At 68.8% G+C, this 23,098-nt stretch carries 23 protein-coding genes; 8 read left to right on the top strand and 15 right to left on the bottom strand.

The window, feature by feature from the left end; translation table 11 throughout:
* The first annotated feature begins 1 nt into the window (after window position 1).
* Window positions 2–997 (top strand): DUF2203 family protein, encoded by a 996-nt coding sequence (locus CFP71_RS38630; protein WP_093938848.1) that lies wholly within the window; start codon window positions 2–4, stop codon window positions 995–997.
* A 13-nt stretch (window positions 998–1,010) separates the two neighbouring features.
* Here CFP71_RS38630 and CFP71_RS38625 read toward each other — a convergent pair whose 3' ends face one another.
* Complete coding sequence (locus CFP71_RS38625) at window positions 1,011–1,898, bottom strand: alpha/beta fold hydrolase (protein ID WP_093938847.1); 888 nt, start codon at window positions 1,896–1,898, stop codon at window positions 1,011–1,013.
* A 119-nt stretch (window positions 1,899–2,017) separates the two neighbouring features.
* Window positions 2,018–2,632, bottom strand: a complete 615-nt coding sequence (locus CFP71_RS38620; RefSeq protein WP_093938846.1) for a LysE/ArgO family amino acid transporter — start codon at window positions 2,630–2,632, stop codon at window positions 2,018–2,020.
* Window positions 2,633–2,698: 66 nt separating this feature from the next.
* Here CFP71_RS38620 and CFP71_RS38615 point away from each other — a divergent pair, with 66 nt between their 5' ends.
* The 3 genes from CFP71_RS38615 to CFP71_RS38605 all read left to right on the top strand — a co-directional run bounded on the left by CFP71_RS38615 (window position 2,699) and on the right by CFP71_RS38605 (window position 6,000).
* Window positions 2,699–3,577 (top strand): LysR family transcriptional regulator ArgP, encoded by an 879-nt coding sequence (locus CFP71_RS38615; RefSeq protein ID WP_093938845.1) that lies wholly within the window; start codon window positions 2,699–2,701, stop codon window positions 3,575–3,577.
* Window positions 3,578–3,615: 38 nt separating this feature from the next.
* Window positions 3,616–4,203, top strand: coding sequence for an HhH-GPD-type base excision DNA repair protein (locus tag CFP71_RS38610; RefSeq protein WP_093938844.1), 588 nt, complete (start codon window positions 3,616–3,618; stop codon window positions 4,201–4,203).
* Between the two features lie 114 nt (window positions 4,204–4,317).
* The gene (locus tag CFP71_RS38605) at window positions 4,318–6,000 is read left to right on the top strand and encodes a DUF262 domain-containing protein (protein ID WP_093938843.1); all 1,683 of its coding nucleotides are present in this window, start codon (window positions 4,318–4,320) and stop codon (window positions 5,998–6,000) included.
* 74 nt (window positions 6,001–6,074) lie between these two features.
* Here the strand turns inward: CFP71_RS38605 and CFP71_RS38600 are convergent, their stop codons facing one another.
* The 4 genes from CFP71_RS38600 to CFP71_RS38585 all read right to left on the bottom strand — a co-directional run bounded on the left by CFP71_RS38600 (window position 6,075) and on the right by CFP71_RS38585 (window position 8,397).
* Complete coding sequence (locus CFP71_RS38600; RefSeq protein ID WP_093938842.1) at window positions 6,075–6,641, bottom strand: GNAT family N-acetyltransferase; 567 nt, start codon at window positions 6,639–6,641, stop codon at window positions 6,075–6,077.
* 7 nt (window positions 6,642–6,648) lie between these two features.
* The gene (locus CFP71_RS38595; protein WP_244199994.1) at window positions 6,649–7,098 is read right to left on the bottom strand and encodes a hypothetical protein; all 450 of its coding nucleotides are present in this window, start codon (window positions 7,096–7,098) and stop codon (window positions 6,649–6,651) included.
* 113 nt (window positions 7,099–7,211) lie between these two features.
* A complete protein-coding gene (locus CFP71_RS38590; RefSeq protein ID WP_093938840.1) occupies window positions 7,212–7,856 on the bottom strand; it encodes a spermine/spermidine synthase domain-containing protein in 645 nt (214 codons plus the stop codon).
* Window positions 7,857–7,878: 22 nt separating this feature from the next.
* Window positions 7,879–8,397 carry a TrmH family RNA methyltransferase gene (locus CFP71_RS38585; protein ID WP_244199993.1) on the bottom strand — a complete coding sequence of 173 codons (519 nt, stop codon included), beginning with the start codon at window positions 8,395–8,397 and terminating at the stop codon, window positions 7,879–7,881.
* A gap of 103 nt (window positions 8,398–8,500) precedes the next feature.
* Here CFP71_RS38585 and CFP71_RS38580 point away from each other — a divergent pair, with 103 nt between their 5' ends.
* Window positions 8,501–8,689: a DUF1918 domain-containing protein gene (locus CFP71_RS38580; protein ID WP_093938839.1), complete on the top strand. Its 189-nt coding sequence runs from the start codon at window positions 8,501–8,503 to the stop codon at window positions 8,687–8,689.
* 3 nt (window positions 8,690–8,692) lie between these two features.
* Here the strand turns inward: CFP71_RS38580 and CFP71_RS38575 are convergent, their stop codons facing one another.
* Complete coding sequence (locus CFP71_RS38575) at window positions 8,693–9,862, bottom strand: MFS transporter (protein ID WP_093938838.1); 1,170 nt, start codon at window positions 9,860–9,862, stop codon at window positions 8,693–8,695.
* 223 nt (window positions 9,863–10,085) lie between these two features.
* Between CFP71_RS38575 and CFP71_RS38570 the strand changes: the two genes are divergently transcribed.
* Both CFP71_RS38570 and CFP71_RS38565 read left to right on the top strand, forming a co-directional pair.
* Window positions 10,086–10,403, top strand: a complete 318-nt coding sequence (locus CFP71_RS38570; RefSeq protein WP_093938837.1) for an ArsR/SmtB family transcription factor — start codon at window positions 10,086–10,088, stop codon at window positions 10,401–10,403.
* Between the two features lie 195 nt (window positions 10,404–10,598).
* Window positions 10,599–11,771, top strand: a complete 1,173-nt coding sequence (locus tag CFP71_RS38565) for an MFS transporter (protein WP_093938836.1) — start codon at window positions 10,599–10,601, stop codon at window positions 11,769–11,771.
* 4 nt (window positions 11,772–11,775) lie between these two features.
* On the opposite strand, the gene CFP71_RS38560 is transcribed toward CFP71_RS38565, so the two are convergent.
* Window positions 11,776–12,075 (bottom strand): DUF3017 domain-containing protein, encoded by a 300-nt coding sequence (locus CFP71_RS38560; RefSeq protein ID WP_007032100.1) that lies wholly within the window; start codon window positions 12,073–12,075, stop codon window positions 11,776–11,778.
* 153 nt (window positions 12,076–12,228) lie between these two features.
* Between CFP71_RS38560 and CFP71_RS38555 the strand changes: the two genes are divergently transcribed.
* Window positions 12,229–14,967 (top strand): TNT domain-containing protein, encoded by a 2,739-nt coding sequence (locus tag CFP71_RS38555; RefSeq protein WP_167406427.1) that lies wholly within the window; start codon window positions 12,229–12,231, stop codon window positions 14,965–14,967.
* Between the two features lie 70 nt (window positions 14,968–15,037).
* Here the strand turns inward: CFP71_RS38555 and CFP71_RS38550 are convergent, their stop codons facing one another.
* The 7 genes from CFP71_RS38550 to CFP71_RS38525 form a co-directional block, all read right to left on the bottom strand.
* Window positions 15,038–15,625 carry a pentapeptide repeat-containing protein gene (locus CFP71_RS38550; RefSeq protein ID WP_093938834.1) on the bottom strand — a complete coding sequence of 196 codons (588 nt, stop codon included), beginning with the start codon at window positions 15,623–15,625 and terminating at the stop codon, window positions 15,038–15,040.
* Window positions 15,626–15,647: 22 nt separating this feature from the next.
* On the bottom strand, window positions 15,648–16,715 hold the full coding sequence (locus tag CFP71_RS38545; RefSeq protein WP_167406426.1) for a reverse transcriptase family protein: 1,068 nt from the start codon (window positions 16,713–16,715) through the stop codon (window positions 15,648–15,650).
* A gap of 139 nt (window positions 16,716–16,854) precedes the next feature.
* Window positions 16,855–17,337: a VOC family protein gene (locus CFP71_RS38540; RefSeq protein ID WP_093938833.1), complete on the bottom strand. Its 483-nt coding sequence runs from the start codon at window positions 17,335–17,337 to the stop codon at window positions 16,855–16,857.
* A gap of 68 nt (window positions 17,338–17,405) precedes the next feature.
* A complete protein-coding gene (locus CFP71_RS38535) occupies window positions 17,406–17,915 on the bottom strand; it encodes a hemerythrin domain-containing protein (RefSeq protein ID WP_093938832.1) in 510 nt (169 codons plus the stop codon).
* A 106-nt stretch (window positions 17,916–18,021) separates the two neighbouring features.
* The gene (locus CFP71_RS38530; protein WP_093938831.1) at window positions 18,022–21,375 is read right to left on the bottom strand and encodes an error-prone DNA polymerase; all 3,354 of its coding nucleotides are present in this window, start codon (window positions 21,373–21,375) and stop codon (window positions 18,022–18,024) included.
* Between the two features lie 3 nt (window positions 21,376–21,378).
* Window positions 21,379–21,531: a hypothetical protein gene (locus CFP71_RS44445; RefSeq protein WP_167406425.1), complete on the bottom strand. Its 153-nt coding sequence runs from the start codon at window positions 21,529–21,531 to the stop codon at window positions 21,379–21,381.
* A 2-nt stretch (window positions 21,532–21,533) separates the two neighbouring features.
* Window positions 21,534–23,098 (bottom strand): DNA polymerase Y family protein (locus CFP71_RS38525; protein ID WP_143267244.1); only part of this gene is annotated, 1,565 nt, incomplete at its 5' end.

Below are 23,098 nucleotides of genomic sequence, written 5' to 3'. Positions count from 1 at the left end.
CATGGGATTGTTCACCGTTCCTGAAGCCCGCGCCGAGCTCGCCCGGCTACGCCCCGTGCTCGACGAGCTCGTCCGCCTCCGCGCCGACGCGGCCGAACTCGCCGCGTCCCTGCGCCCGGGCGGCCGGGAGACCACGCTCGGCGGGATGCCGGAATGGAAAGCCGCGCAGGCCAGGCTGGACGATCTGATGACCACCGTCCAGCGGACCGGCGCGGAGCTGAAGGGGTTCGCCCCGCTCCTGATCGACTTCCCCGCCGAACTCGACGGCGTCGACGTCCTGCTGTGCTGGCTCGAAGGCGATCCCGAACTGTGCTGGTATCACCGCGCCGACCTGGGTTTCGCCGGGCGCCGCCGCCTCCCGGATAGGGTCACCGTCGTGACCGAGGAGATCGCGGCCGGACTGTTCGACGGCATGGCCGCCCACTACGACGAAGACACCTTTCACGGCCTGGTCGCCGAAGCGCTCGTCGACGGCCTCGGCCGCACGGCTCCCGAACGCGTTCTCGACGTCGCGACCGGTACCGGCGTGGCCGCGTTCGCCGCGCTGCGCCTGGAGCCGGGCGAGGTGCTCGCGATCGACATCTCGCCGGGCATGATCGCCCAGGCCGAGACGAAGGCGGCGACACTCGATCCCGGCAAGGTCATCACCTGGCAGGTCGCCTCGGCGGTTCCGTCGCCGGTGGAGGACGAGGGCGCCGACGCCGTGCTCTGCGCGTCCTCGCTGCACTTCCTCGGCGCGGCCGCGCTTCGCGACTGGCTGCGGGCGCTGCGCCCGGGCGGACGGGTCGGCTTCAGCCTGCCGCTGGCGTCGGCGTTCCGGCCGTCGGAGGCGTTCGCCGCGATCGTCCCCGCCGACCTGAAGCTGCCGGAAACCGAGGACGACGCGGCGGAACTGGCCTCCGAAGCGGGCTTCACCGAGGTGACCGTGAAGCGCCTCGACGTCGAGTCCGAGGACAGGGTCCGGTCGGTGTTCGTGGTGCACGCGACCAAACCCTGATCCCTACAGTGTCCTACAGCGGTGCGAAGAACGGCACGCACTTCGGCGCGGGCGCGCCTTCCGGGTCGAGCGCCTTGAGGATCAGGCCCGTCACATTCGGGTCGATCGCCTGGCTCAGATGCCCGGAGACGTCCACGCCACACCTGTCCTGCAACACGATGTCGGTCGCACCCGGCTCGTTCAGCACGCCGCTGGTGTACGGCGTGACCACTCGATCGTGGCGGCTCACGATGCTCGTGTAGGTCGGCCCCGACACGGTCACCCCGCCGCGGGCCAGATCGTCGAGGAAGTCCGACGGCGCGAGGTATTCACGGCACGCCCCGCACACCCCGTCGGCGAGCAGGTCGATGCCGGGCAGCGAAAGCACGGCCTTGGCCAGCCCGGAAAGGCCGTTAAGCGACGTGCCCTTGAAGTTCGAGCCGAAGCCGACGAAGTGCTTCACCTTCTCCGCGCCGCCCTCGAACTTGAGGTAGTACGCGGGCATCGTCGTGCCCTCGGAGTGCCCGACGATGTCGACCTTGCCCGCGCCGGTGCTCGACCGCACGCGGTCCACGAACGCGCCGAGTTCGACGGCGCTCTTCCGCATCGAGGCCATTCCGCCGAACAACTGTCCACCCAGGACGGTGCCGCCGTAGGTCAGCGAATAGACGCAGTAGCCCGCGTTCTTGAGCTTCGGCGCGTGATAGAACCAGTTGGTCGTCGCGTTGCCGCCGAGGCCGTGCACCAGCACGACGGGCTCGGGGTGGTTCGCACTGGGCTTGCACGACCAGTCGTTCCAGCCGCTCGAAGGCGCCGCGCTCGCCACCGCCGGGACGGCGATCGTGAACGTCAAAGCCGCGACAAGCGTGGTGAGGATCTTCCTGGTCTTGGTGGCACCGCCGTTGGTGACCCGAGCCCGCATCCCTGCCTCCGGTTACTCGTCAGTATGTGATGCGAGTCATCATGCGTCACAAACTGGTGGCCGGGACCGGGAGAAGAACCAGACTTACGCGCCGCCTCTTGTGACGGATCACAAGGGCTTCAGGCGGTGGCCACCAGTGTCACACCGAGGGCGATCATCGTCGCGGCGACCAGGCCGTCCAGCACCCGCCACGACGACGGCTTGCGGAAGAACCCGCTGAGCAGCCGCGCGCCGAAGCCGAGCACGAGGAACCAGATCACGCTGGCCAGCACCGAACCGACGCCGAAGGCCCACCGGCCGCCGCCGTGTCCCGCCGCGATGGCGCCGAGCAGGAGCAGGGTGTCGAGGTAGACGTGCGGATTCAGCCAGGTGAGCGCCAGCGTCGTCAGCACGATGCGGCGCAGCGATCCGCCGGTCTCCGGGCCACCGGTTTCCAGCGCGGCAGGCTTGAACGCGCGACGGGCCGCGAGGGCGCCGTAACACAGCAGGAAAGCGCCGCCGACCAGGGCGACGACGGTCAGTGCTTCGGGCGACGCCCCCACGATCGCGCCGACCCCGCCGACCCCGAGGCTGACCAGGATGGCGTCCGAAAAGATGCAGATCAGCACCACCACGAGCACCGCTTCACGCCGGATCCCCTGCCGCAGCACGAACGCGTTCTGCGCGCCGATCGCGACGATGAGGGCCATGGTGGCGCCGAAACCGGCGGCCGCGCTGAACAGAACGTCTCCCATACGGAGGACATTAGGAAGCGGACCGTCAACAGTACAGCTAAAGATTCTTACGTAACATTAGCGCTCATGATGAGCGATCTGCCTCTCGACCTGGTCCGCACGCTGCTGACCGTCGCCGACGAAGGCACGTTCGACGCGGCGGCGTCGGCGCTGCACGTGACGCCGTCGGCCATCAGCCAGCGCGTCAAGGCGCTCGAACAGCGCACCGGCCGGGTGCTGCTGATCCGCACGAAACCGGTGCGCCTGACCGAATCCGGGCAAGCCGTCGTGCGCTTCGGCCGTCAGCTGGCCCTGCTGGAGGCCGACACCCGGGCCGAACTCGGCCTGACCGCCGGCGACGAACCGGTCCGGCTGCCGATCGCGGTGAACGCCGATTCGCTGGCGACGTGGTTCTTGCCGGCGCTCACGCGGGTACCGCCCGAGCAGAAGATCTGCTTCGAGCTGCATCGCGAGGATCAGGACCACACCACGACGTTGCTGAAGGAGGGTCTGGTGATGGCCGCCGTGACGTCGTCGCCGGATCCGGTCGCGGGATGTTCGGTGCACCGGCTCGGGCACATGCGCTATCTGGCCGTCGTGAGCCCGGCGCTCGGCACGGACCTCGACCTCGCCGAAGCGCCCGTCATCGTCTTCGACCGTCGTGACGACCTTCAGGACCGCTTCGCTCGCGAACGCGGCACGACCGCGAGTTCGCTGCGGCACTACGTCCCGTCGTCCGAAGGGTTCTTCGACGCCGTCACCGCCGGGATGGGGTGGGGCATGGTGCCGCTCGCGCAGATCGGCGACCGGCTGCGTGACGGCACGCTGGTCGGTTTCGACCCGGACCACCCGATCGACGTACCGCTGTTCTGGCAGCAGTGGAAACTCGACTCCCCCGCGCTGGCCGCGGTGTCGGCCGCCGTCACCACCGCGGCCGCGGACCTGCTCGTCGACCCACACGGATGAGGACGCGCGCGGCGGCCCGGTCGTGAGATCCTGGGCGCATGACGCGCGCATTGCACCTGGTCGGGGACGAGGAAGCGGACCGGCTGCTGACCGAGGACCCGTTCGCGCTGCTCGTCGGGATGCTCCTCGACCAGCAGTTCCCGATGGAACACGCGTTCCGCGGCCCGCAGAAGATCGCGGACCGGATGGACGGCTTCGACATCCGGAAGATCCACGCGATGGACACCGAGACCTTCGTCGAGCTCTGCGTGGTCCCGCCCGCGATCCACCGCTACGGCGGCTCGATGGCCCGCCGCGTGAAGGATCTCGCGGAGCACGTGGTCGAACGCTACGACGGCGACGCGGCCGGGATCTGGACCGCCGGGCGCCCCAAACCAGACGGCCCGGAGGTCCTCAAGCGGCTCAAGGCACTGCCCGGCTACGGCGACCAGAAGGCCGCGATCTTCCTCGCGCTGCTCGGCAAGCAGCTCGGTATTCACCCGAAGGGCTGGCGCGCGGCCACCGGCCCCTACGGTGACCGCGGCTCCCGGCGTTCGATCGCCGACGTCGTCGACGCGAAGACCCTCGGCGAGGTGCGGGCGTTCAAGAAGGCGGCGAAGGCCGCGGCCAAGGCTCCGGCGAAGTAGCTACTTCATCCCTGGGATCGGGCCAAACCTCCCCGGCGTGGTTTGGTCGTAACGGACCGCATCTAACAGCCGACACGCATGGTGTCCTGACAGCGGCCTGAGTGGATCTGGTGGATGAAGAAGCTCGAAGCACATGAAGTTCCCTTGTCGAAGGTTTTCTCGAGTGACTACGAGTTCGTCATCCCCGACTACCAACGTTCCTATGCCTGGGGCCGGGAGCAGGCCACTCTGCTGCTCGATGACCTCGGCGAGGCGATGAGCCGTGCTCCGGGAGATCCGTACTTCCTCGGCTCCATCGTGCTCGTCAAGGAACCGAGCGCGCCGTTGGCACAAGTCATCGACGGTCAGCAGCGACTCACCACGCTGACCATCCTGTTGTCGGTACTGCGCGAGCTGTCTGACAACTCAGCCGATGCTGACAACCTCGACAAACTGATCTGGGAGCCCGGGGACACTATCCAGGAACTCGCCTCGCGCCCCAGAGTACGGCTGAGGCGCCGTGACGAGGACTTTTTCCGCAAGCACGTCCAAGACCGCGGCGGGCTTGCGGTACTACAGGAAGGCGTGGCACCGGACAACGACGCCCAGGAACGCATCGCGGCCAATGTCCGGGAATTAGAGAAGCTGCTGAGCGAGAAGACACCGAGCGAGCGGCTCGCCCTGGCCAAAACGATCGTGCAACGCACATTCCTCGTCGTGGTCAGCACCTCGGACCTCGCCAGCGCGTACCGGATCTTCTCGGTGATGAATTCCCGAGGCGTCGAGCTTTCACCAGCCGACATCTTCAAGTCGAAGGTCATCGGGGAGATACCCGATGATCTCAAGGAGAAGTACGCCACCAAGTGGGAGGACCTGGAAGCCGATCTCGGTCGCGACGCGTTCGCCGACCTTTTCTCCCACATCCGGATGATCTACATGAAGATCCGAGCACGCGAACAGCTCTTGCTCGAGTTCGATAATCACGTACTCAACGACTTTCTCCCCAACCGGTCGCCCGAATTCGTCGACACCGTACTCGAGCCGTACGGCCGGGCCTATCGAGACATCATCACCTGCGACTATCAGTCGCTGCCCGACGCCACCGAGATCAACAAGTGGTTGCGGCGCCTCCACCGGTTGGATAATTTCGACTGGCAAGCGCCGGCACTGTGGGCACTCAAGCATCATCAATTCGACCGAGACTGGCTGGTCGACTTCCTGCGCAGGCTTGAACGGCTCGGAGCGTGGATGCTCATCCGCCGGTACAATACCCACGGTCGCGGCCAGCGCATCGGACGGCTCCTTCGCGATCTCGACGCCGGGATGGGCTGCGACAGCCCCGAACTCGATCTGACCGACGAAGAACAAGCCGAAATGATCATCAGGCTTGAGGGGGAGATCTACACCCAGACAGCTGTGCGCAAGTACGTCCTCATCAGGCTCAACGAACTACTGTCCGATCCTCCGATGCTGGAACACTCCCCAAAGATCATCACTGTCGAGCATGTACTCCCACAAAACCCGAAAGCAGACAGCGATTGGCGCCGGCTCTTCACGAACGAGCAGCGCGCCTACTGGACTCACCGGCTCGCGAACCTGGTGCTGCTCAGTCGCACAAAGAACTCCGAAGCGCAGAACTTCGACTTCACCACCAAGAAGGCGCGCTATTTCACCTCCAAGTCAGGCGTGTCCAACTTTCCTCTGACGACACAGGTCCTGGCAACGGATACTTGGAATCCGCATAAACTGGAGAAACGACAGCGTGAGCTTGTCGCCAGGCTCGCGCAAGCCTGGCAATTGACGGACCGTGCCGAGTAGTTGCTCGACTTGAAAGTCGGCCGCGGTTTCGCGGCCGACTCCTCTGAATAGCCCGAGCGGCCACCACCAAGTAGCTACTTCTTCGCGGCTCCCGGCCACGGTCCCGGCGTCTCGGCGGGCAGCTCGGCCTGCTCGACCTCGGTGCGGAACACCCGGAAGCCGCGTGCCTGGTAGTTCTTGAGCGCGGCCGGGCCGTCCGTGGTGCAGGTGTGGACCGTGACGCGGCGCGGCGTCGTCTTGCCGGGCCAGCGCTCCGCGAGCGCCCATGCCTCGCGCAGCGCGACGGTCAGCAGGTGCCCGCCGACGCCCTTCCCGACGAAGGACGACATCAGGCCGAAGTAGGCGAGTTCGACTTCGCCTTCTTCGCTGCCGTCGAGTTCGAAGTAGCCGCATGGCGTCCCCTGCGCGTAGGCCACCCAGGTCTCGACGCCCGGCCTGCCCAGCCACTCGATCCACTGTGCCCACGTCCAGCTCAGCCGGTCGATCCAGAACCAGTCGCCACCGACCGCTGTGTAGAGGTAGCGGTTCAGCTCCGGGCTGACCAGCTCGGAGCGCGTGACCGTCACCGGGACGGCGGGCGGTTTCGCCGCGCTCAGGTCGTCCGGCGAGGTCTGTTCGAGGTGCCAGGTCGTGATCTCCATGCTGCGATCATTTCAGCCAGACCCGCAGCGGCCCCAGTGCCGTGTAGCCGTTGCGCAGGGCCGCGTCGAGATCTTCGCCGCGTTCGTAGCCGGTGATCGGCAAACCGGGGAAACTCGCCGCGACGGCTGAGGTCGCGCCGCGCCAGGCGTCGTCAAGATCGCCACGTGTGTACAAATTGGACAGTCCGGCGTAGTCGCCGTCGCGATTCGCGGTCACGCCCGAAACTCCGTCGGACCACACCTCGACGAACGGGTCTTCGAACTCGTCGTCGACTCGGGACCAGCCCGGTTCAAGGGGCATCTGGACCATGCGGGTGATCCACGTGGCCTCGAAAAGCACCTCGAAGCCGGCTCGCGAAAGATCGAGGCTGCCGAAGCTGTCCTTCACCGCGCAGCCCGGCGACAAGTCGATCCCGTCCAGAACGTCCTCGGCTTTCGCGTCCGGTGTCAAGGTCATGGCGTCCGGGTACAGCGGAGGTGTCCGGCGCGCCGACTTCCAGACGCGGGCGGTGGAAACGCCCGTCCGGCAGACCGTATGACACCAGCGGGCGTTGACCCGTGCGGCGTCGGCTACCTCCGCGCGAACCACAGCACGTCCGGCTCGCCCTGCGGTACCGGGATCTTCAGCTCCCGGACCTCACCGAACCGCGCTCGCAGCCGTTTCGCGAACGACGGCACCGACTCGGCGCTCCACACCCCGAGCACGCCGCCGGGCCGCAGCCGCGTGGCGAGCATGTCGAGCCCGTCCTCCTGGTACAGCTTCGCGTTTCCGTCCGTGACCGTCCACTCAGGACCGTTGTCGATGTCGAGACACAACGCGTCGAACCGCTCTTCCGTCCGGCGTAACCACTTCACCAGATCGGCCTCCACGACGGTGACCCGCTCGTCGGCGAGGGCGTCGCCGTGGACGTCCTTGAGCGGGCCCTCGCGGTTCCACCCGATCACGGCCGGCTCGCGCTCGACGACCACGATCTCGCCGACACCGGGGTGGTCCAACGCGGCGCGCAGCGAATAGCCGACACCGAGACCGCCGATCAGCATCCGCGCCTTGCCGGGCACCAGGTCCGCCGCCACCGAGACGAGCAACCGTTCCGATTCACCGTTACGGGTGTCCATCAGGAAGACGCCGTTGGCGATGACCTCGAAGTCTTCCCCCGCCCGGCGCAGTACCAATTCGCCGCTCTTCCCGGCCACTGTGTCGAGTACGTCGGTCATCCCGGCAGCCTATCGGCGACGGTCACAGCAAGCCCGCCAATTTGTACAGCACGAGACTGCCCGCGACGGCGACGTTGAGACTCGCGCCCGTGCCCACCATCGGGATTTCGACGACGGTGTCGAGCAGGTCGAGCGCTTCCGGCGGAATGCCTTGCTGCTCATGGCCGAGTACGGCGATCGTCCGGCCGCGCGCGGGCGGGAGATCGGCGAGGCGGACGGATTCGTCGGCCAGTTCGACACCGACGATCGCGGTGCCCGCCGCCTTTTCCCGCGTCAGCCAGCCCGGCGGGTCGTTCACCCAGTGCACACAAGCCGGGCGCCGCAACGTGTTCCCTCGGCGCAGCGCCTCCGGCACCCACGGAAACCTCGGCACGGCAAGGCAGGCACCCACCGCGTCGCAAGTCCGCAAAAGCGTGCCGAGATTCGCGCCGTGCAGCGGCCACAGCGGTGCCGCGACGAGATGTCCCCAGCAGGAGTGGGATTTCCTTCTTCTGGCCGCACGCAGTTCCGAGGGCGTGCGGACCCGGATCGACGGGCTCACCGGACGTGAGGCGTCGCGCCTCCAAGGATTTCGAGGATCATGCCCACACTGTAGCGGGATCACCTCCGACGCTCCTAACCTTGAAGCGTCGGAGGTGGTTCTCATGCAGGCGACCGTCGGAGACGAGATCCACGTGCACGGACGCACGGTGGGCTCGGCCGGGCAGCGCGGCGAAATCCTCGAGGTACGCGGAGAACACGGTGGCCCGCCGTATCTCGTCCGGTTCGCGGACGGACACGAAGGGCTGGTGTTCCCCGGCCCCGACTGCGAAGTCCAGACTCGCGCCGAATAGGCGTCAGTCGGCCAGCGCGGGCTGCCTCACGCGGCTCCGCCAGCCCACCACGACCACGGCCGCTCCGAGCGCCGTCAGCACCGCCGCGATCTCGGGCAGCAGGAGCGGTCCGCCACCGCTGAGCACCGCTCCCCCGACCAGGCCGGACAGTCCGACGCCGAGGTAGATCGCGGACGCGTTGAGCGAGAGGACGAGCCCCGCGTTCTGCTTGGACAGCTCGATCAGCCGGTGCTGGATCGGCGGGTTGATCGACCAGGTGGCCAGGCCCCAGAGGAACAGGATGACGGCCGCGCCGGCCACGCTGGTCGCGACCAGCGGCAGCAGGGCGAGCACCACGGTGATGCCGCCGAACACGATCAGCAGCGGGCCGCGGGCGCCCCAGCGGTCGGTCGCGCGGCCGCCGAGGACGTTGCCGAGCGCGCCGCCCGCGCCGTAGACGAACAGCAGCAGGCTGACCGTGGTGCCGTGGACGCCCGCCGTGGCGGACAGGACCGGCGAGATGAAGGTGTAGACGGAGAACGCGGCGAGGCAGCCGAGCACGGTCGCGCCGAGCATGGCGAGGACACGCGGGTCCTTGGCGACGGTGAACCGTTCGGCGAACGGGACCGGCGGCGGTGCCGGGACGGCGGGCAGGACCAGCCGGACCGCGAAGGCACCGAGGAGCGAGAAGGCCGCGACGAGCGCGAAGACGGCCTGATAGCCGACGCTCTGCGAAAGGACGCTGCCGAGCGGGACGCCCAGGATCGTCGCGATGGTCAAGCCGCCGAAGACGAGCGCGACCGCGCGGCCCCGGCGTTCCGGCGAGGTGAGTTCGGCGGCGACGGCGCTCGCGGCCGGGGTGAAGACCGCGGCGCCGATCGCCGTGACGACCCTCGCGAGGAGCAGGGTCACGTAGCCGGGCGCGAGGGCGGCGAGGGCGTTGCCGATGGCGGTGACGACGAGGGCGGCGACCAGGAGCGTGCGCCGTTCCCAGCGGCCCGTGACGGCGGCGAACAGCGGCGATCCGACGGCGTACGCGATGGCGAAGGCGGTGACCAGCTGGGCGGCGGCCGTCTCGGAGACCGCGAGCTCGCCGGTCAGCGCGGGCAGCAGCCCGGCGACGACGTACCCGCTGGTGCCGACCGCGAAGGTGCCGAGCGCCAGCACCGCGGTCCTGGGTGGTGCGAAAGTCATGACTCCCCAGCTCCAGACCCCCGTCGATCGCGTTTAGCCCGCTAAACGCGAGTCGGTGCCGGAGCGCGATTAGCCCGCTAAACGCAGGTCGGCGCGGCAGGCGACCAGAGCGCGTTTAGCCCGCGAAAGTCGACGTGGGGTCGTTGTTCGATGGTTGTCGTAGTTCGATGGAGACCGTACTACGAACTCGCCAGAAGTTCGAGGGGCGTCGTACTATGGACCCATGGCCGCGACGACCCAGCAGTACGTCTACCCCGATCAGGACGAGATCCGGATCGAGGCGGTCCTCGCCGCGCTCGCGGACCCGGTGCGACTCGACATGGTCCGCCAGCTGGCCGGCGCCGACACCGAGATCTCGTGCAGCGGTTTCGACGTCGCCGTGACCAAGTCCACACTCACCCATCACCTCCGCACCCTGCGCGAAGCGGGCATCATCATGGGCCGCCAGCAGGGCACCGCGCGCTACAACTCCTTGCGCCGCAACGATCTCGACGAGCTCTTCCCCGGCCTGCTCCAGGGAGTGCTCGCCGCCCGCCGCTGAGGGTGGGCAGCCTCACCCGAAACCGGGATGACAAACACCCCCTCGATCCGTTGAACTGGACGCAGGACAGCTCGTCGGCGCTGGAGCCACACGCGCTGTCTTCTTTTGTGTCCGAGACCTAAATCGATTCAGCTCTCCCATCCGCGACGCTGGGCGAGTAATCGTTTACTCACGTACGACCCCGGAAGGAGAGCCGTGCCCGTCGCGCTGCTCGCGCTCGCCATCGGTGCCTTCGGCATCGGGACCACCGAATTCGTCATGATGGGCGTGCTGCCCGAAGCCGCCGCCGACTTCGGCGTGTCGATCCCCTCCGCCGGCTACCTGATCTCCGGGTACGCCCTCGGCGTCGTGGTCGGCGCCCCGCTGCTCACCGCCGCCGCCGTCCGGCTGCCGCGCAAGACCATGCTGCTGGCGATGATGGGGCTGTTCACGCTCGGCAACACCCTCTTCGCGCTTTCGCCGAACCAGGAGTTCGGCGTCGCCTTCCGCTTCCTCGCCGGACTGCCGCACGGCGCGTTCTTCGGCGCCGGCGCGGTCGTCGCGTCCAGCCTGGCCAAGCCGGGCGAACGCGCGAAGGCCGTCTCGATGATGTTCCTGGGCCTGACCCTGGCCAACGTCGTCGGCGTGCCGCTGGGGACGCTGCTCGGCCAGAAGGTCGGCTGGCGCGCGACCTTCGGCGTCGTCGCCGTGATCGGCCTGATCGCCATGGCCGCGATCGCGAAACTGGTCCCCCACCAGGGCAAACCGGTCGAGCCGTCGCTGCGCGGCGAACTCGGCGCCTTCCGCCGACCGCAGGTGTGGCTCGCGCTCGCGATCGTCACGTTCGGCCTCGGCGGCGTCTTCGCCTGCCTGTCCTACATCGCGCCGATGCTGACCGACGTCACCGGCTACTCGCCGTCGAACGTCACCCTGCTGCTCTCGCTGGCCGGGGTCGGTATGACGATCGGCAACATCCTCGGCGGCAGGCTCGCCGACAAGGCACTGATGCCGAGCCTCTACGTCTCGCTGTTCGGACTGGCCACGGTGCTGGCGATCTTCACCTTCACCGCGAACGGCAAGGTCGGCGCGGCGGTCACGATCTTCTTCGTCGGCCTCGCCGGGTTCATGATCGGCCCGATGATGCAGGCCCGGATCATGGAGAAAGCGGGCGGGACGCCGTCGCTGGTCTCCGCCGCCGTGCAGTCGGCGTTCAACATCGCGAACTCCATCGGCGCCTACCTGGGCGGACTGGTGATCGCGGGCGGGTTCGGCCTGGTCGCGCCCAACTGGGTGGGGGCGTCGCTGGCCGTTCTGGGACTCTCGCTGGCCGCGGTGTCCGGCGGCCTGGACCGCCGCGAAGCCCGACTCACCCCCGCCATGGCCTCCTGACCACTCAGGACAGTGGGCCGCCGGTGATCGTGAAGGCGATGAACAGGATCAAGACGGACAGCGCGCCGTAGGTCAGGACGTCGACCGGCTTGCCCCGGATCGCCAGCAGGCCGGCCTTGGCTTCGGGCAGCGCCGCCCGGAGCAGGCCCGCGAGCAGCAGCGCCCCGCCGATCAGCGCGGCGCCCTGGCGCCAGTGGTACTGCCCGATCCGCAGGGCGGCGACGGCCACCACCAGCATCACCAGCAGGAACGGCAGGTGATGGAGCAGTGCCCCACGGTCACGCCGCTGTCCGGCCACCGCCATCAGTCCTCGTCCTTCGGGGTCTCGCGGGCAAATCGGTTCACGTCGTCAGTATCCCGGGTGAGTGACGCGGCAGCAGGTCAGGGCTTATTCCGGGCTGTCAAGAGCGGCAAAACCCACATGCGGGGTGCACACAAGCGCGGATACGGTCAAAATGTGACCGTGGCACAACCGACGACTCAGTTGAACGCGACCGAGCAGGACACCCTGGTCAAACAGATCGGCCTCGCCCTGCTGCGGGCCGCGCCGCGCGATTGGCGGAAGGTGACCGCCGAGTACCGAGCCGTCGGCAGGTACCACGAGATGACCGGCGAGATCATCACCGAGGACGGCACCGCGCACGAGTGGGTCGCGACGCACGACATCGCGACGCTCTTCGGCAGGCTCCGTGCCGGCATGTATCGCGACGGCCGCGGCACCTGGTTCAACGCCCGATACCAGCTCGACCACCCGTCCAGCTACAACCTCGAGTACAACCGCGACGAGCCCCAGTGGCGCCTCGCGCCGCCTCCTCAGGCGCTCTCCGACGAGCTGCGCATGTTCCCCCGCTCCGAGGAGAACGTGCCCGAATGGCTGATCCGGCGCATGTCCGGCCTCGGCCCGGAGCAGCCCGGACCGCACTTCCGCATCGCCCGCATCTTCGACACCATCGGCCCGGCCGGGCGTCCGGTGATCAACCGGCCCGACCTGGAGATAGAAGAGCAGGACAGGCTGCTCGAGTATCTCGACCACGCCCCGCTGGTGGTCCCCGAGCGCGGCTACGACATCGACAGGCTCGCGCAGACCCCCGAGGCCACCGTCCCGGTCGCCTTCCACAGCGACGGGCAGTGGATCTGGCCCGCCGCCGTCAACTTCTACCTGCGCGAGTACGGCGTCTCGCCGGAGCTCGACCTGATCGAACATGTCCGGCAGAACGATTTCGCGCTGCCCGAGGTCGACGCCCAGACGGCGCAGGCCGCGGCGGGGTACCTCACCAGGGGGAACCAGCCCCCGCAGCAACGTCCCAACGGCCCGGGTGGACCCAACGGCGTTCCCGCCGGCCCGCCTCCGCAGGGCCCGCCGCAGAACGGCCCGGTACCGAACGGCCCCGCGCAGAACGGTCCCGTGCCGCCGCAGCAGCAGGCCGCGGTCAACCAGCCCGGACCCCACGGTCCCGGTGGCCCCGCGGGTCCTGGTCCGAACCAGGCCGCTCAGCCGCCCGTCCCGCCGCCGCATCAGCAGGGTCCGGATCCGGCGGTGGCGGCAGCCGCGGCCGCCGCACCGGTCGCCGCCGCGGCGGCCGTTCCCGCCGTCGAGTCGACGGTCCCGGATCAGGCCGAGCAGGCCCAGCGGTACGAAGAGGACTACGACACCCAGGACTACCAGGCGCAGGACTTCCACGAGGCCGCCGCCGAGCAGCAGTACGAAGACGGCTACGAAGGCCAGTACGCGCACGACGAGGCGCAGTTCCACGAGTCCGAACAGGACGTCTACGCCGACGAGGACCGGCAGGACCAGGCGTCGCATCAGCTCGCCGAGCCCGAACCGGAACCGCGGACCGCCGACCCGGAGGCCACCACGTACGCGCGGCCTCCGCGGGTCGACGCCTACGAGCAGCCTCGCGACGAGGAGCAGGACGCGTACATCCGGCAGGAGGAGAGCCAGCCGTACGCGCCTCCCGAGGAGGAGGCGACCACCGGCTACACACCGGTCGAGCAGGCCGACGCCGGCCCCGAACTGCCTCTCCTGACGCACGACGCGGAACCGAGCGTCCCCCCGCCGTCGGACTCCGAGGTCACGCAGGTGGACGCCCCACAGCAGGAGCGGGGGACCTTTGCTGCCGCTCCCGTTCCCGTGCCGCCCCGGCCGGAGCCCGAACCCCGGCGTGAGGAAGCCCCGCGCCGCGTCGAGCACCCGGTGCCGGTGCTGAACGAGCTCCAGGCGAAGTTCGACGACCTCGACGTGCCCGGCGACGTCTACCGCATCGGGGGCCCGGCCGACCACGGCTGGAGCGTCGAGGAGGTGGACGGCGGCGGCTGGCGGGTCGGCTGGTACGACGGGAAGCTGACCAACCCGGCGGTGTTCGGTGACGCCGAGGACGCGGCCGCGTTCATGCTCGGCAAGGTCCTGCTGAACCCGAACGGCGCTCCTCCTGTCGACGAGCGGCCTTTGGACGATCAGGCCTTCGACGACGAGCCCGCCGTCGAAGAACCGCCCGCCGAGGAAGTGCCTCCGCCCCGCCCCGTGCTGGCGACGTTGTCCCCCGAGATCGCGACCGGTTCGCATCCGGTGCCGCCGCGGGAGGCGATCCCGGCACAGGAGCAGACGGCGTTCACGACGGCTGAGGAGCTGCTCGGGGACGACTTGGACGACGAGCCCGCCCCCGCACCGGTCCCGCCCGCGCCCCCGGTGCGGCCGAATCCGGTGCTGGCGAGCCCGCCGCCCGCGCCGCCGCGCCGCGAACCGCCGGTGACGCCGCCGCCTCCGCCTCCGATGCGGCGTGAGGAACCGGCCCGTCCGCCTGCCGCGGCGGCGAACGCCGGGGCCCCGGACGCCAAGCAGAACTGGCCGATCTCGCCGCTCAACGGCGAGCCGCCGCTGACCCTGTTCCGCGGCAAGGAGCTGCGCGAGCTGCCCGCGGGCAGCGAACTGGACCGCTTCGGCGGCCCGAACGGCAACCTGACCTACGCGGCCGGGACGCCGTTCGAAGAGCGCTCGCTCGTGCCGGAGTGGGTGAACCGGCCGTACCACGTGTACCGCGTGCAGCGGCCGCTCGAAGCTCTCGCCGGTGTCGCGATCCCGTGGTTCAACCAGCCGGGTGGCGGGTCGGCGTACCTGCTGCCGGCGTCCATCGAGGAGTTGCTCGCCGAGGGCGACCTCATCGAACTGGACCCGGGCGAACCGCCGATCGACTAGCCGGTTCCGCAATGAAGGGGCCTTTCATCGCAAATTTTGCGATGAAAGGCCCCTTCATTGCACGCGGGGGTCAGTGGATGACGAGGCCGTGCGCGGCGGCGTAGGCGATCGCGGTCTCGGTGTCCACGTGCACGCCCGAGAGGTTCGCCTGCACCAGGCCGTTGGCGTCGATCCGCGCTCCCCGCAGGTCGGCACCGTCGAGCTTCGCGCCCGCCAGCCGGGCACCGGTGAGGTCGGCGCCGCGCAGATCGGCGCCGGTGAGGTCCGCCTCGGTCAGATTGGCCTCGCGCAGCCGCAATCCAGAAAGATCCACTTTGGACAGTCGATTGCGGCTCAGCGAGACCAGCGAGAGATCGCATTCGGTGAAAGCGATCTTCTGGAACCGGCAGTCCACAAAGGACGATCCAAGCATCGAGCAGGAGCTCCATCGGGTACCGGCGAGCACACTGCGGTCGAAGGTGCACGAGCGGAACGCGGACGCCTCGTGGCGCGAGCCTTCGAAGTCGACCTTGGTGAAGTCGCACTGGTCGAAGGTGCAGCCCTGGGTACGCAGGCCGCGCAGGTCGGCCTCGGTGAAATCACAACCGACGAAACTGCGTTTTTCCCACCATTGCTGGGAAAGGACGGCTTCTCGATAGTCTTCGGCGGTCTCAGTCACCCGTCCAGGATCGCACACCCGCTCACGGCCAGGTGATCCCGTCGAACAACGCGCGCAGCTTCGCCGCCCGTGCCGGCGAGGACGCGCCGATCCACCCGATGCGGCCGAGCAGATGGGCACGGAAGTCCGGATGCGCGGCCCGGTTCTGCGCCTCCGGGCCGGTGCGGACGCAGTTGTGGAGCAGTGCGCGCAACGCGTCGTAGTCGGCGCGTGCCGCGGCGGGTGCGCTGTTGACCACCAGCCCCGCGACCCGTTGCCGCTGGTGCGCGGCGGCGACCGAGGTCTTGTCGTCACACAGCCGGAAGCCCTCGTCGGTCACGATTTGCCGGACGCCGGGCAGCAACCGGTGCAGCGGCAGGGAATCCCCGGAGAACGCCAGATCGTCGGCGTAGCGCGTGTAGGCCGCGCCCAGTACCCGCGCGAGGCCGTCGAGCCGCCGGTCCAGATGGTGCGTGACCGCGTTCGCGACCGCGGGCGACGACGGCGCGCCCTGCGGCAGATGCGTGGCCGCCAGGTTGTTCAGCAGCCGCACGCGGGCCGGATCCCGCCGTCCGCCGGGCGCGGTGGCGAGAACGTCGGGCGGGACGGCCGTGGTGAGCACGCCCGCCAGCGCCTCCGCCACGGCGGGCGGATAGCCGGCGAGCGCGAGCAGTGCCGAGATCCGGCGCGCGGACACCGCTGGGAAGAACCCTTCGAGGTCCATCCTGACCACGGTCTCCCGGCCGGCGTGCGGCGCGGCGCAGGTCAGGGGCGACCGTCCGCGCCGGAACCCGTGCGCGGCTTCGTGCACCGGCAGCGCCTCGACGACGTGCCGCACGATCCGGCGCTGGAGTTCGGCGATCCGCGGTTTCGGCCGCTCGATGAGCCGCACCCCGCCCGAAGCCGTCGGGATCCAGCGGTAGCCATAGTGCCGGATCGGTTCGGCCGCGCGCCTGGTCCAGCCTTTCGCGTCGGCGAACCAGGAGAGTTCGCCGGGTGTCAGGTCGAGTGCGGCGGCGCACTCGTCGAACGTCGTCCAGCGGACGACCTGCCACCGCCAGACGGGCAGGGGTTCGATGGGCGACGCGGAGATGACTCTTTCTCCTGTCATCCGCGCGGACACGCACGCGAAGCATGCCGCTCTCGCGCGGGACGCCTTGTCTCGCTGACTTCGTGCTCCCCGGGGTTGCCCCGGAGTGGGTGGTGATCCACCGGCTCACCTCCGCGTCGCGGCCACCACCCTACCGAATTCAGCGGCTCGGGATGATCTTCGCGCTCGCCACGTAGTTCATGGCCTCGATGAACTTCGGGTCGTTCATCCGGCGCTCCATCTCCGGGTAGTCGAGGTCGACCAGCCGGGTCTGGATCCACCACAGGTTGCCGAACGGGTCGAGCACCCGGCCGACGCGGTCGCCGAAGAAGAGTTCGGTCTGCTTCGTGACCTCCTTGGCGCCCGCCTCGATGGCCCGGCGTTGCGTCTCGATGCTGTCCTCGACGTAGAGCCGCAGGTACGCCGGGGTCTCGATCCAGTCGTCCTGCGCGTCGAACAGCATGACGACCGAATCGCCGATCCGGACCTCGGCGTGCCCGATCTTCCCGCTCTCCATGTACACCGGTTCGCCCATCGGCTCGGCGTCGAAAACCCGCTTGAGGAAGTCGATCACGCCCGCGGTGTCGCGCGAGATGATCCACGGGGTGACCGAGTTGTAGCCGTCGGGGATCGGGTTGGTCATCGGAGTTCTCCTCAGTCGTCCTGGTGCGATGAGAAGAACGCTAGAACCCGTATAGGACAGATCGTGTCCTAATGCGATTTCAGCAGGAAAGACGGTTTCGCCTCTTGCCACTCCGGCATGTCCAGTGAGTTGAGCACCTCGACGATCCGCTTCTCTTCGTAGCGGAAATGCGTCTCCATGATCGCGGTGAGGCCGTCCAGTTCTCGTTGGACGTCGAGGATCTCGTCCTGAGTCGACCCGGGGCCGACACCGGCGACCAGCTCTTCGAGCCGTTCGATGATCCCGGTCATCACCCCGTGGTCGTGCGCGAGCTCTTCGAGCGACGGCCGCAATTCGGGGAATTTGTCCGCCAGCACAAGAAAAGCGCCGCCATCCTCGCCGGTGTGATGCCTTGTCAGCGCCGAGCAGAAGGTGAGGCAATGCGCCCGGAGATCGCGCAGCCGCTCGGCACGCCCCTCCGCGACCGACCCGAGGTCGTCGTGCAGCAAGGCCAGCTCTTTACGCAACCAGTCGTGAACTTGAACGAGTTGTTTTCCGAACGCCGTCAACCGGCCGTTCGTCCGAGAAGGGGTTTCCATGATTTCCCATGGTCCGGCGCCTCCATGCCCGCGACGGTCTCTTTGCCGGGTGCACTGCGACGCTGGGGGAACTTCAGCACGGCCCCCGGGTGATCGTCAAGAGTTTTCAGTGGAAGTCACGGGACTTGGCGGTGATCCGCAGCGGCAGGTGCCGGATCTGTTCGGCGAGGACGTTCACCACCTCGCCGGTGCGTTCGACCACGCCGCGGACCAGCAACGCGGGACTGCCGCGGGCGACCCGGTGATAGCGCTGCCACACACCCATCGTGCAGATGATGTTGATCATCCCCGTTTCGTCCTCGAGGTTCATGAAGGTGACGCCGCCCGCGGTCGCCGGCCGCTGGCGATGGGTCACCGCGCCGCCGGTCAGCACCCGCGTGCCGTGCGGGACTTCGCGCAGGCCCGCCGCCGTGACGACACCGAGTTCGTCGAGGTTCTCCCGGACGAACTGGGTCGGGAAGCTGTCCGGCGACACCCCGGTGGCCCAGACGTCCGCGGCCGCGACGTCGATCGCGTCCATCCCCGGCAGCATCGGCGCCTTGGCCCCGGTGGTGAGTCCCGGCAGTTTCTCCAGGCTTTCGTCGGCGACCGCGCCCGCGGCCCAGAGCGCGCTTCGCCTGCTCTCACCGAAACACCCGAACGCGCCGGCCGCGGCCAGCGCCTCGACCTGCGGCGTGGTCAGCCGCACCCGCCGGGCGACCTCGGGCAGATCCGCGAACGGGCCGCCGCGATCCCTTTCCCCGACGATCTCCTTCGCCAGGTTCTCGCCGATCATCCGCACGGTGGACAGACCGCCCCGTACGGCGAGCAGTTCTCCCCCTTCCGGCAAGGGTTCCAGCGTCGCGTGCGGGAGACTCGCGTTGATGTCCGGGCCGAGCACCCGCACCCCGTGCCGCCGCGCGTCGGCGACGAGCGACTGCGGCGAGTAGAACCCCATCGGCTGGGCACGCAGCAAACCCGCCAGGAACGCGTCCGGGTGGTAGTACTTGAAGTACGCGCTCGCGAACACCAGCAAAGCGAAACTCAGCGCATGGCTTTCCGGGAAGCCGAAATTCGCGAACGCCTTGAGCTTGCCGAAGATCTTCTCGGCCAGCTCACCTTCGATGCCGTTCTTCGCGGCACCTTCGAGGAATCTCCGTTTGAGCCGTTCCATCTTCTGTTCGGAACGTTTCGCGCCCATCGCGTGCCGTAACTGGTCCGCTTCCGCCGGGGTGAAATCGGCGACGTCGAGCGCGATCTGCATCATCTGTTCCTGGAACAACGGGACGCCGAGGGTCTTTTCCAGCGCGCCTGCCAGCTTCGGATGGTCGAAATCCCATTTCTCCTGACCGTTCTTGCGCCGGATGTAGGGATGCACCGAACCACCCTGGATCGGACCGGGCCGGATGAGCGCGACTTCGACCGCCAGATCGTAGAACTTCCTGGGGCGCAAGCGAGGCAGGGTCGCCAGCTGAGCGCGGCTCTCCACCTGGAAGACGCCGATCGCGTCCGCGCGGCAGAGCATTTCGTAGACGTTCTGATCCTTGAGATCCAGTTCGGAGATGTCGACCTCTTCCCCTTTGTGGTCGTGGACGAGGTCGATCATATAATGCAGGGCCGACAACATCCCGAGCCCGAGCAGATCGAATTTGACCAATCCCGCGGCGGCGCAGTCGTCCTTCTCCCACTGCACGACACTGCGGTTCTCCATCCTCGCCCATTCGATCGGCACGACCTCGCTCACCGGCTGTTCGCAGATCACCATCCCGCCGGAATGGATGCCGAGATGCCGGGGGAAGTCTTCGAGCGCGCAAGCGAGTTCCACGACCTCTTCCGGGATGTCGTGATCGTGGTCCTTCTCCGTGGCCCGCAACGCGCCCCAGCGGTCGATCTGCTTGCTCCACGCGTCCTGCTGGCCGGGCGAGTACCCCAGCCCCCGCGCCGCGTCCCGGACCGCGGACCGCGCCCGGTAGGTGATCACGTTCGCCACCTGCGCGGTGTTCAGCCGACCGTATTTCCCGTAGACGTACTGGATCGCCTCCTCGCGGCGATCGGACTCGATGTCGAGGTCGATGTCCGGATAGCCGTCGCGATCCGGCGCGAGGAACCGCTCGAAGAGCAGGCCGTAGCGCACGGCGTCGACCTTGGTGATGCCGAGCGCGTAGCAGACCGCCGAGTTCGCGGCCGAACCCCGGCCCTGGCAGAGGATCTTGTTCACCCGGCAGAACCGCACGATGTCCCAGACGATCAGGAAGTACCCGGGGAAGCCCAGTTCTTCGATGATGTCCAGTTCGTGGTCGATCAGCTTCCGGGCCTTCTCGCGGTAGTCCTCGTCCTTGTTCTTCTCGTGCTCCTTCGCGCCTTCCTTGGTGAGATGACGCAAATACGACGCTTCGTCGTGCCCCTCCGGCACGTCGAACGGCGGCAGCTTCGGCTCGATGTGGTGGAGTTCGAACGCGCATTCCCGGCCGAGCAGCGCCGCCCGCTGCACCGCGCCCGGGTACCGCTTGAAGATCTCGGCCATCTCCTCCCCCGACCGCAGGAACGCCGTCCCCGCGGCGGGCAGCCAGCCCTCCATGTCCTCCAGTCCGCGCCGGGCGCGGATGGCGCTGAGCGCGTCGGCGAGCGGGGCCCGTTCCGGCCGGGCGTAGTGCGCGGCCGTGGTCGCCACCGTCGGAAGCCCGAACTCCCGGGCCATCTCGCTCAACAGGTCGTTGTGCGTACTGTCCAAGGGAAGGCTGTGGTCGATGAGTTCGACGTAGACGTTTTCCCTGCCGAAGCAGTCGATGAGCTCCTTCAGCCTCTCGACGGCCGCGGCGGGGCCTTCGGTGACGAGCGCCTTGCGCACCGCGCCCTTGCGGCAGCCGGTGAGCACGACACACTTCCCGTCGACCTCTTCGGCGACCGCGCGCAGGTCGTAGACCGGCCTGCCCTTCTCCGCCCTTTCCTTGGGCGACAACGACTCCCTGTCGAAGCCGTACAGCTGACCGGCGGTGATCGCGCGGTTCAGGCTCAGGTAGCCGTCCTTCTGCTTGGCCAGCAGGAGAAGGTGCTCGCCCTCGGGATCGGCGAACCCGTTCTGCGGTCCGGACAGGCCGAAGCTGAGCTCCGTGCCGAAGACGGTGTGCACGCCCAGTTCCCTGGCCGCCTCGGCGAAGCGCACCACGCCGTACATGCCGTCGTGGTCGGTGAGCGCGATCGCGTCCAGCCCCAGTCGCGCGGCCTCCTCCACCAGTTCCTCGGGATGGCTCGCCCCGTCGAGGAAGCTGAAGTTCGAATGGCAGTGCAATTCGGCGTACGGCACCCGGCGCGCGGTGGCTCCGTCGTCCTCACCGATCTGCCCTGCCAGGTCCGGGGGCCGCAGATAGCCCTCGCGTTTGGCGCTCCAAGCCGGGCTGTCACCGCCGTCGCCGGGCTGGACCTCGCCCGCGAGCTCGCGGGCGAGGTCCTTCCACGGCCGCGGAGGATTGTTCCAGCCCATCGGTCACCGGTTCTCGATCGAACGTCTCGGCGCGGGGACGAACACTTCCGCCCGCGGGACGCACGCCGCCCAGGCCGTATCCAGCTCCGCACGCTGCACCGGGATGGCCGGTTCCTCCAGCCAGCGCCGCACCAGCCGCGTGTACTCCTCGTCCATGTTCAGTCGTACTTCCCTTCCAGTGTCCACATCGGATTCCGGTGGTTTTCGAAGCGGAGCAACACCGCCTCCTCCGCGTCACGCCCGTCGGCCAGCAGCACCTGCAACCGGACTCGGGTCCCCGATCGCGCGTGCCCCGCCCCGGCCCGGACGCCGACCAGCCACGGCCCGGCCCAGGCGAGGACCTCGCGCGGCTCTTCGCCCTCGAAACCCACGAGGAACGGCGCGGCGGTGACCCGGCGCCGCGCGGTGATCTCCACGACGCGCCCGTTCTCGTCCAGCACCTGGGCGGGCACCGGCCGGGCGAACACCGTCGCCGGGGAGGGTGACGGGAGCCTCCCCGCCCAGTTCGCGTCCGCCTGCGCGGACTTCTCCCGTCTGTCGCCCCACGGCACCAGCCGGACACGCTCGGCGGGGCCGCGGCCGCCGTCGAGCACCGCGGTGAAGACGCTCTCCGGGCCGAGCAACCCCTGTACCCGCACCAGGGCACGACCGGCCCGCTCGCCGGACAGGCCCTCGTCCTCGGTGGCCGGGCGCAACGTGCCCGTCGCCCCCGATTGCCACAACCCGAGTTGCAGCGACCGGCCTTCGACGGTCTCCTCCGGCTCCAGCCGCAGCCGGACGACACCGGACCGGGGCCGCGCCGAGGTGTCCCGGACTTTCAGCCAGCCTTCGAACTGCCAGCGCACCCTGTCCGCGACGCCGAGCGGGGTGAGCGGTTCGGCGCAGCGCCACACCCGGCCGAGTTGTTCCCCGGTCTCGGTGGTGGCGTAGATGCCGAGGCGGGTACAGGCCAGGCCGTGCGCGGAAAGCCCGGCGTGGAAACGTTCGCCGAGTCCTTTCGCCACGAACGCGGCGGCGTCGATCCGGTCGATCGGCGGATCGAACGCCTTCGCGAGCGAGAGCTCCGGTGGCGGACGACGACGCGACGGCGGTCGCTCGGACCACCCCCGCGCCAGCCGGTGCGCGAGCACGCCTTCCATGCCGAACCGCGCGGAGACGTCGCTTTCGTCGAGCGCCGCGAAGGCGCCCAACGTGCGAAGACCGAGCTGTTTGAGCAAAGTGACCAGTTCGGTCCGGCCGGCTTCGGGCTGGTCGAGTTCGCGGACGGGCAGCGGGGCCAGGAATTCCGCCGTCCCACCGGGATCGACCATCGTCGAACGACGGGCGGCGAGCGTCGCCGCGAACAGGCCGTCGGCGACACCGACCTGGCATTCCACTCCCGCCGCCACGGACACCTCGTCCACCAGCCGTTCGAGGAGGCCGTGCTCGCCGCCGAAGTATCCGGCCGCGCCGTCGACCGGGACGGCGACGATCCCCGGGCGTACCACCTCGACGCCGACGGCCAGCTCCTCCACCGCCCGCGCGACCGACTCGAAGAGCCGGGCGTCACGGCCGTCGTCCTCGCCGAAGACCGCCAGCTCCGGGCAACAGGACTGGGCCTCGCGCCGCCGCATCCCGCGACGGACACCGAACCCTCGGGCGACCGCGGTGCAGGCGACCACGCGGTTCGCCGAGAAGACCGCGGCCGGGCGGCCGACGGGCTCGCCCGCGGCGGCCGCGGCGG

Origin of the sequence: Amycolatopsis thailandensis (genome assembly GCF_002234405.1) — a bacterium.
Lineage (GTDB): Bacteria > Actinomycetota > Actinomycetes > Mycobacteriales > Pseudonocardiaceae > Amycolatopsis > Amycolatopsis thailandensis.
Note: the sequence above shows the minus strand (reverse complement) of the source record. Positions and strands in the feature narration are given on the sequence as shown.

Coding starts and splice junctions, on each gene's coding strand:
- CFP71_RS38615 (WP_093938845.1), top strand. CDS start 2,699: ATGATGAGCGATCTGCCTCTCGACCTGGTCCGCACGCTGCTGACCGTC.
- CFP71_RS38545 (WP_167406426.1), bottom strand. CDS start 16,715: ATGACAGGAGAAAGAGTCATCTCCGCGTCGCCCATCGAACCCCTGCCC.
- CFP71_RS44445 (WP_167406425.1), bottom strand. CDS start 21,531: ATGGACGAGGAGTACACGCGGCTGGTGCGGCGCTGGCTGGAGGAACCG.
- CFP71_RS38595 (WP_244199994.1), bottom strand. CDS start 7,098: ATGACCTTGACACCGGACGCGAAAGCCGAGGACGTTCTGGACGGGATC.
- CFP71_RS38600 (WP_093938842.1), bottom strand. CDS start 6,641: ATGGAGATCACGACCTGGCACCTCGAACAGACCTCGCCGGACGACCTG.
- CFP71_RS38530 (WP_093938831.1), bottom strand. CDS start 21,375: ATGGGCTGGAACAATCCTCCGCGGCCGTGGAAGGACCTCGCCCGCGAG.
- CFP71_RS38630 (WP_093938848.1), top strand. CDS start 2: ATGGGATTGTTCACCGTTCCTGAAGCCCGCGCCGAGCTCGCCCGGCTA.
- CFP71_RS38575 (WP_093938838.1), bottom strand. CDS start 9,862: ATGACTTTCGCACCACCCAGGACCGCGGTGCTGGCGCTCGGCACCTTC.
- CFP71_RS38610 (WP_093938844.1), top strand. CDS start 3,616: ATGACGCGCGCATTGCACCTGGTCGGGGACGAGGAAGCGGACCGGCTG.
- CFP71_RS38535 (WP_093938832.1), bottom strand. CDS start 17,915: ATGGAAACCCCTTCTCGGACGAACGGCCGGTTGACGGCGTTCGGAAAA.
- CFP71_RS38540 (WP_093938833.1), bottom strand. CDS start 17,337: ATGACCAACCCGATCCCCGACGGCTACAACTCGGTCACCCCGTGGATC.
- CFP71_RS38625 (WP_093938847.1), bottom strand. CDS start 1,898: ATGCGGGCTCGGGTCACCAACGGCGGTGCCACCAAGACCAGGAAGATC.
- CFP71_RS38620 (WP_093938846.1), bottom strand. CDS start 2,632: ATGGGAGACGTTCTGTTCAGCGCGGCCGCCGGTTTCGGCGCCACCATG.
- CFP71_RS38560 (WP_007032100.1), bottom strand. CDS start 12,075: ATGGCGGTGGCCGGACAGCGGCGTGACCGTGGGGCACTGCTCCATCAC.
- CFP71_RS38590 (WP_093938840.1), bottom strand. CDS start 7,856: ATGACCGACGTACTCGACACAGTGGCCGGGAAGAGCGGCGAATTGGTA.
- CFP71_RS38605 (WP_093938843.1), top strand. CDS start 4,318: ATGAAGAAGCTCGAAGCACATGAAGTTCCCTTGTCGAAGGTTTTCTCG.
- CFP71_RS38580 (WP_093938839.1), top strand. CDS start 8,501: ATGCAGGCGACCGTCGGAGACGAGATCCACGTGCACGGACGCACGGTG.
- CFP71_RS38570 (WP_093938837.1), top strand. CDS start 10,086: ATGGCCGCGACGACCCAGCAGTACGTCTACCCCGATCAGGACGAGATC.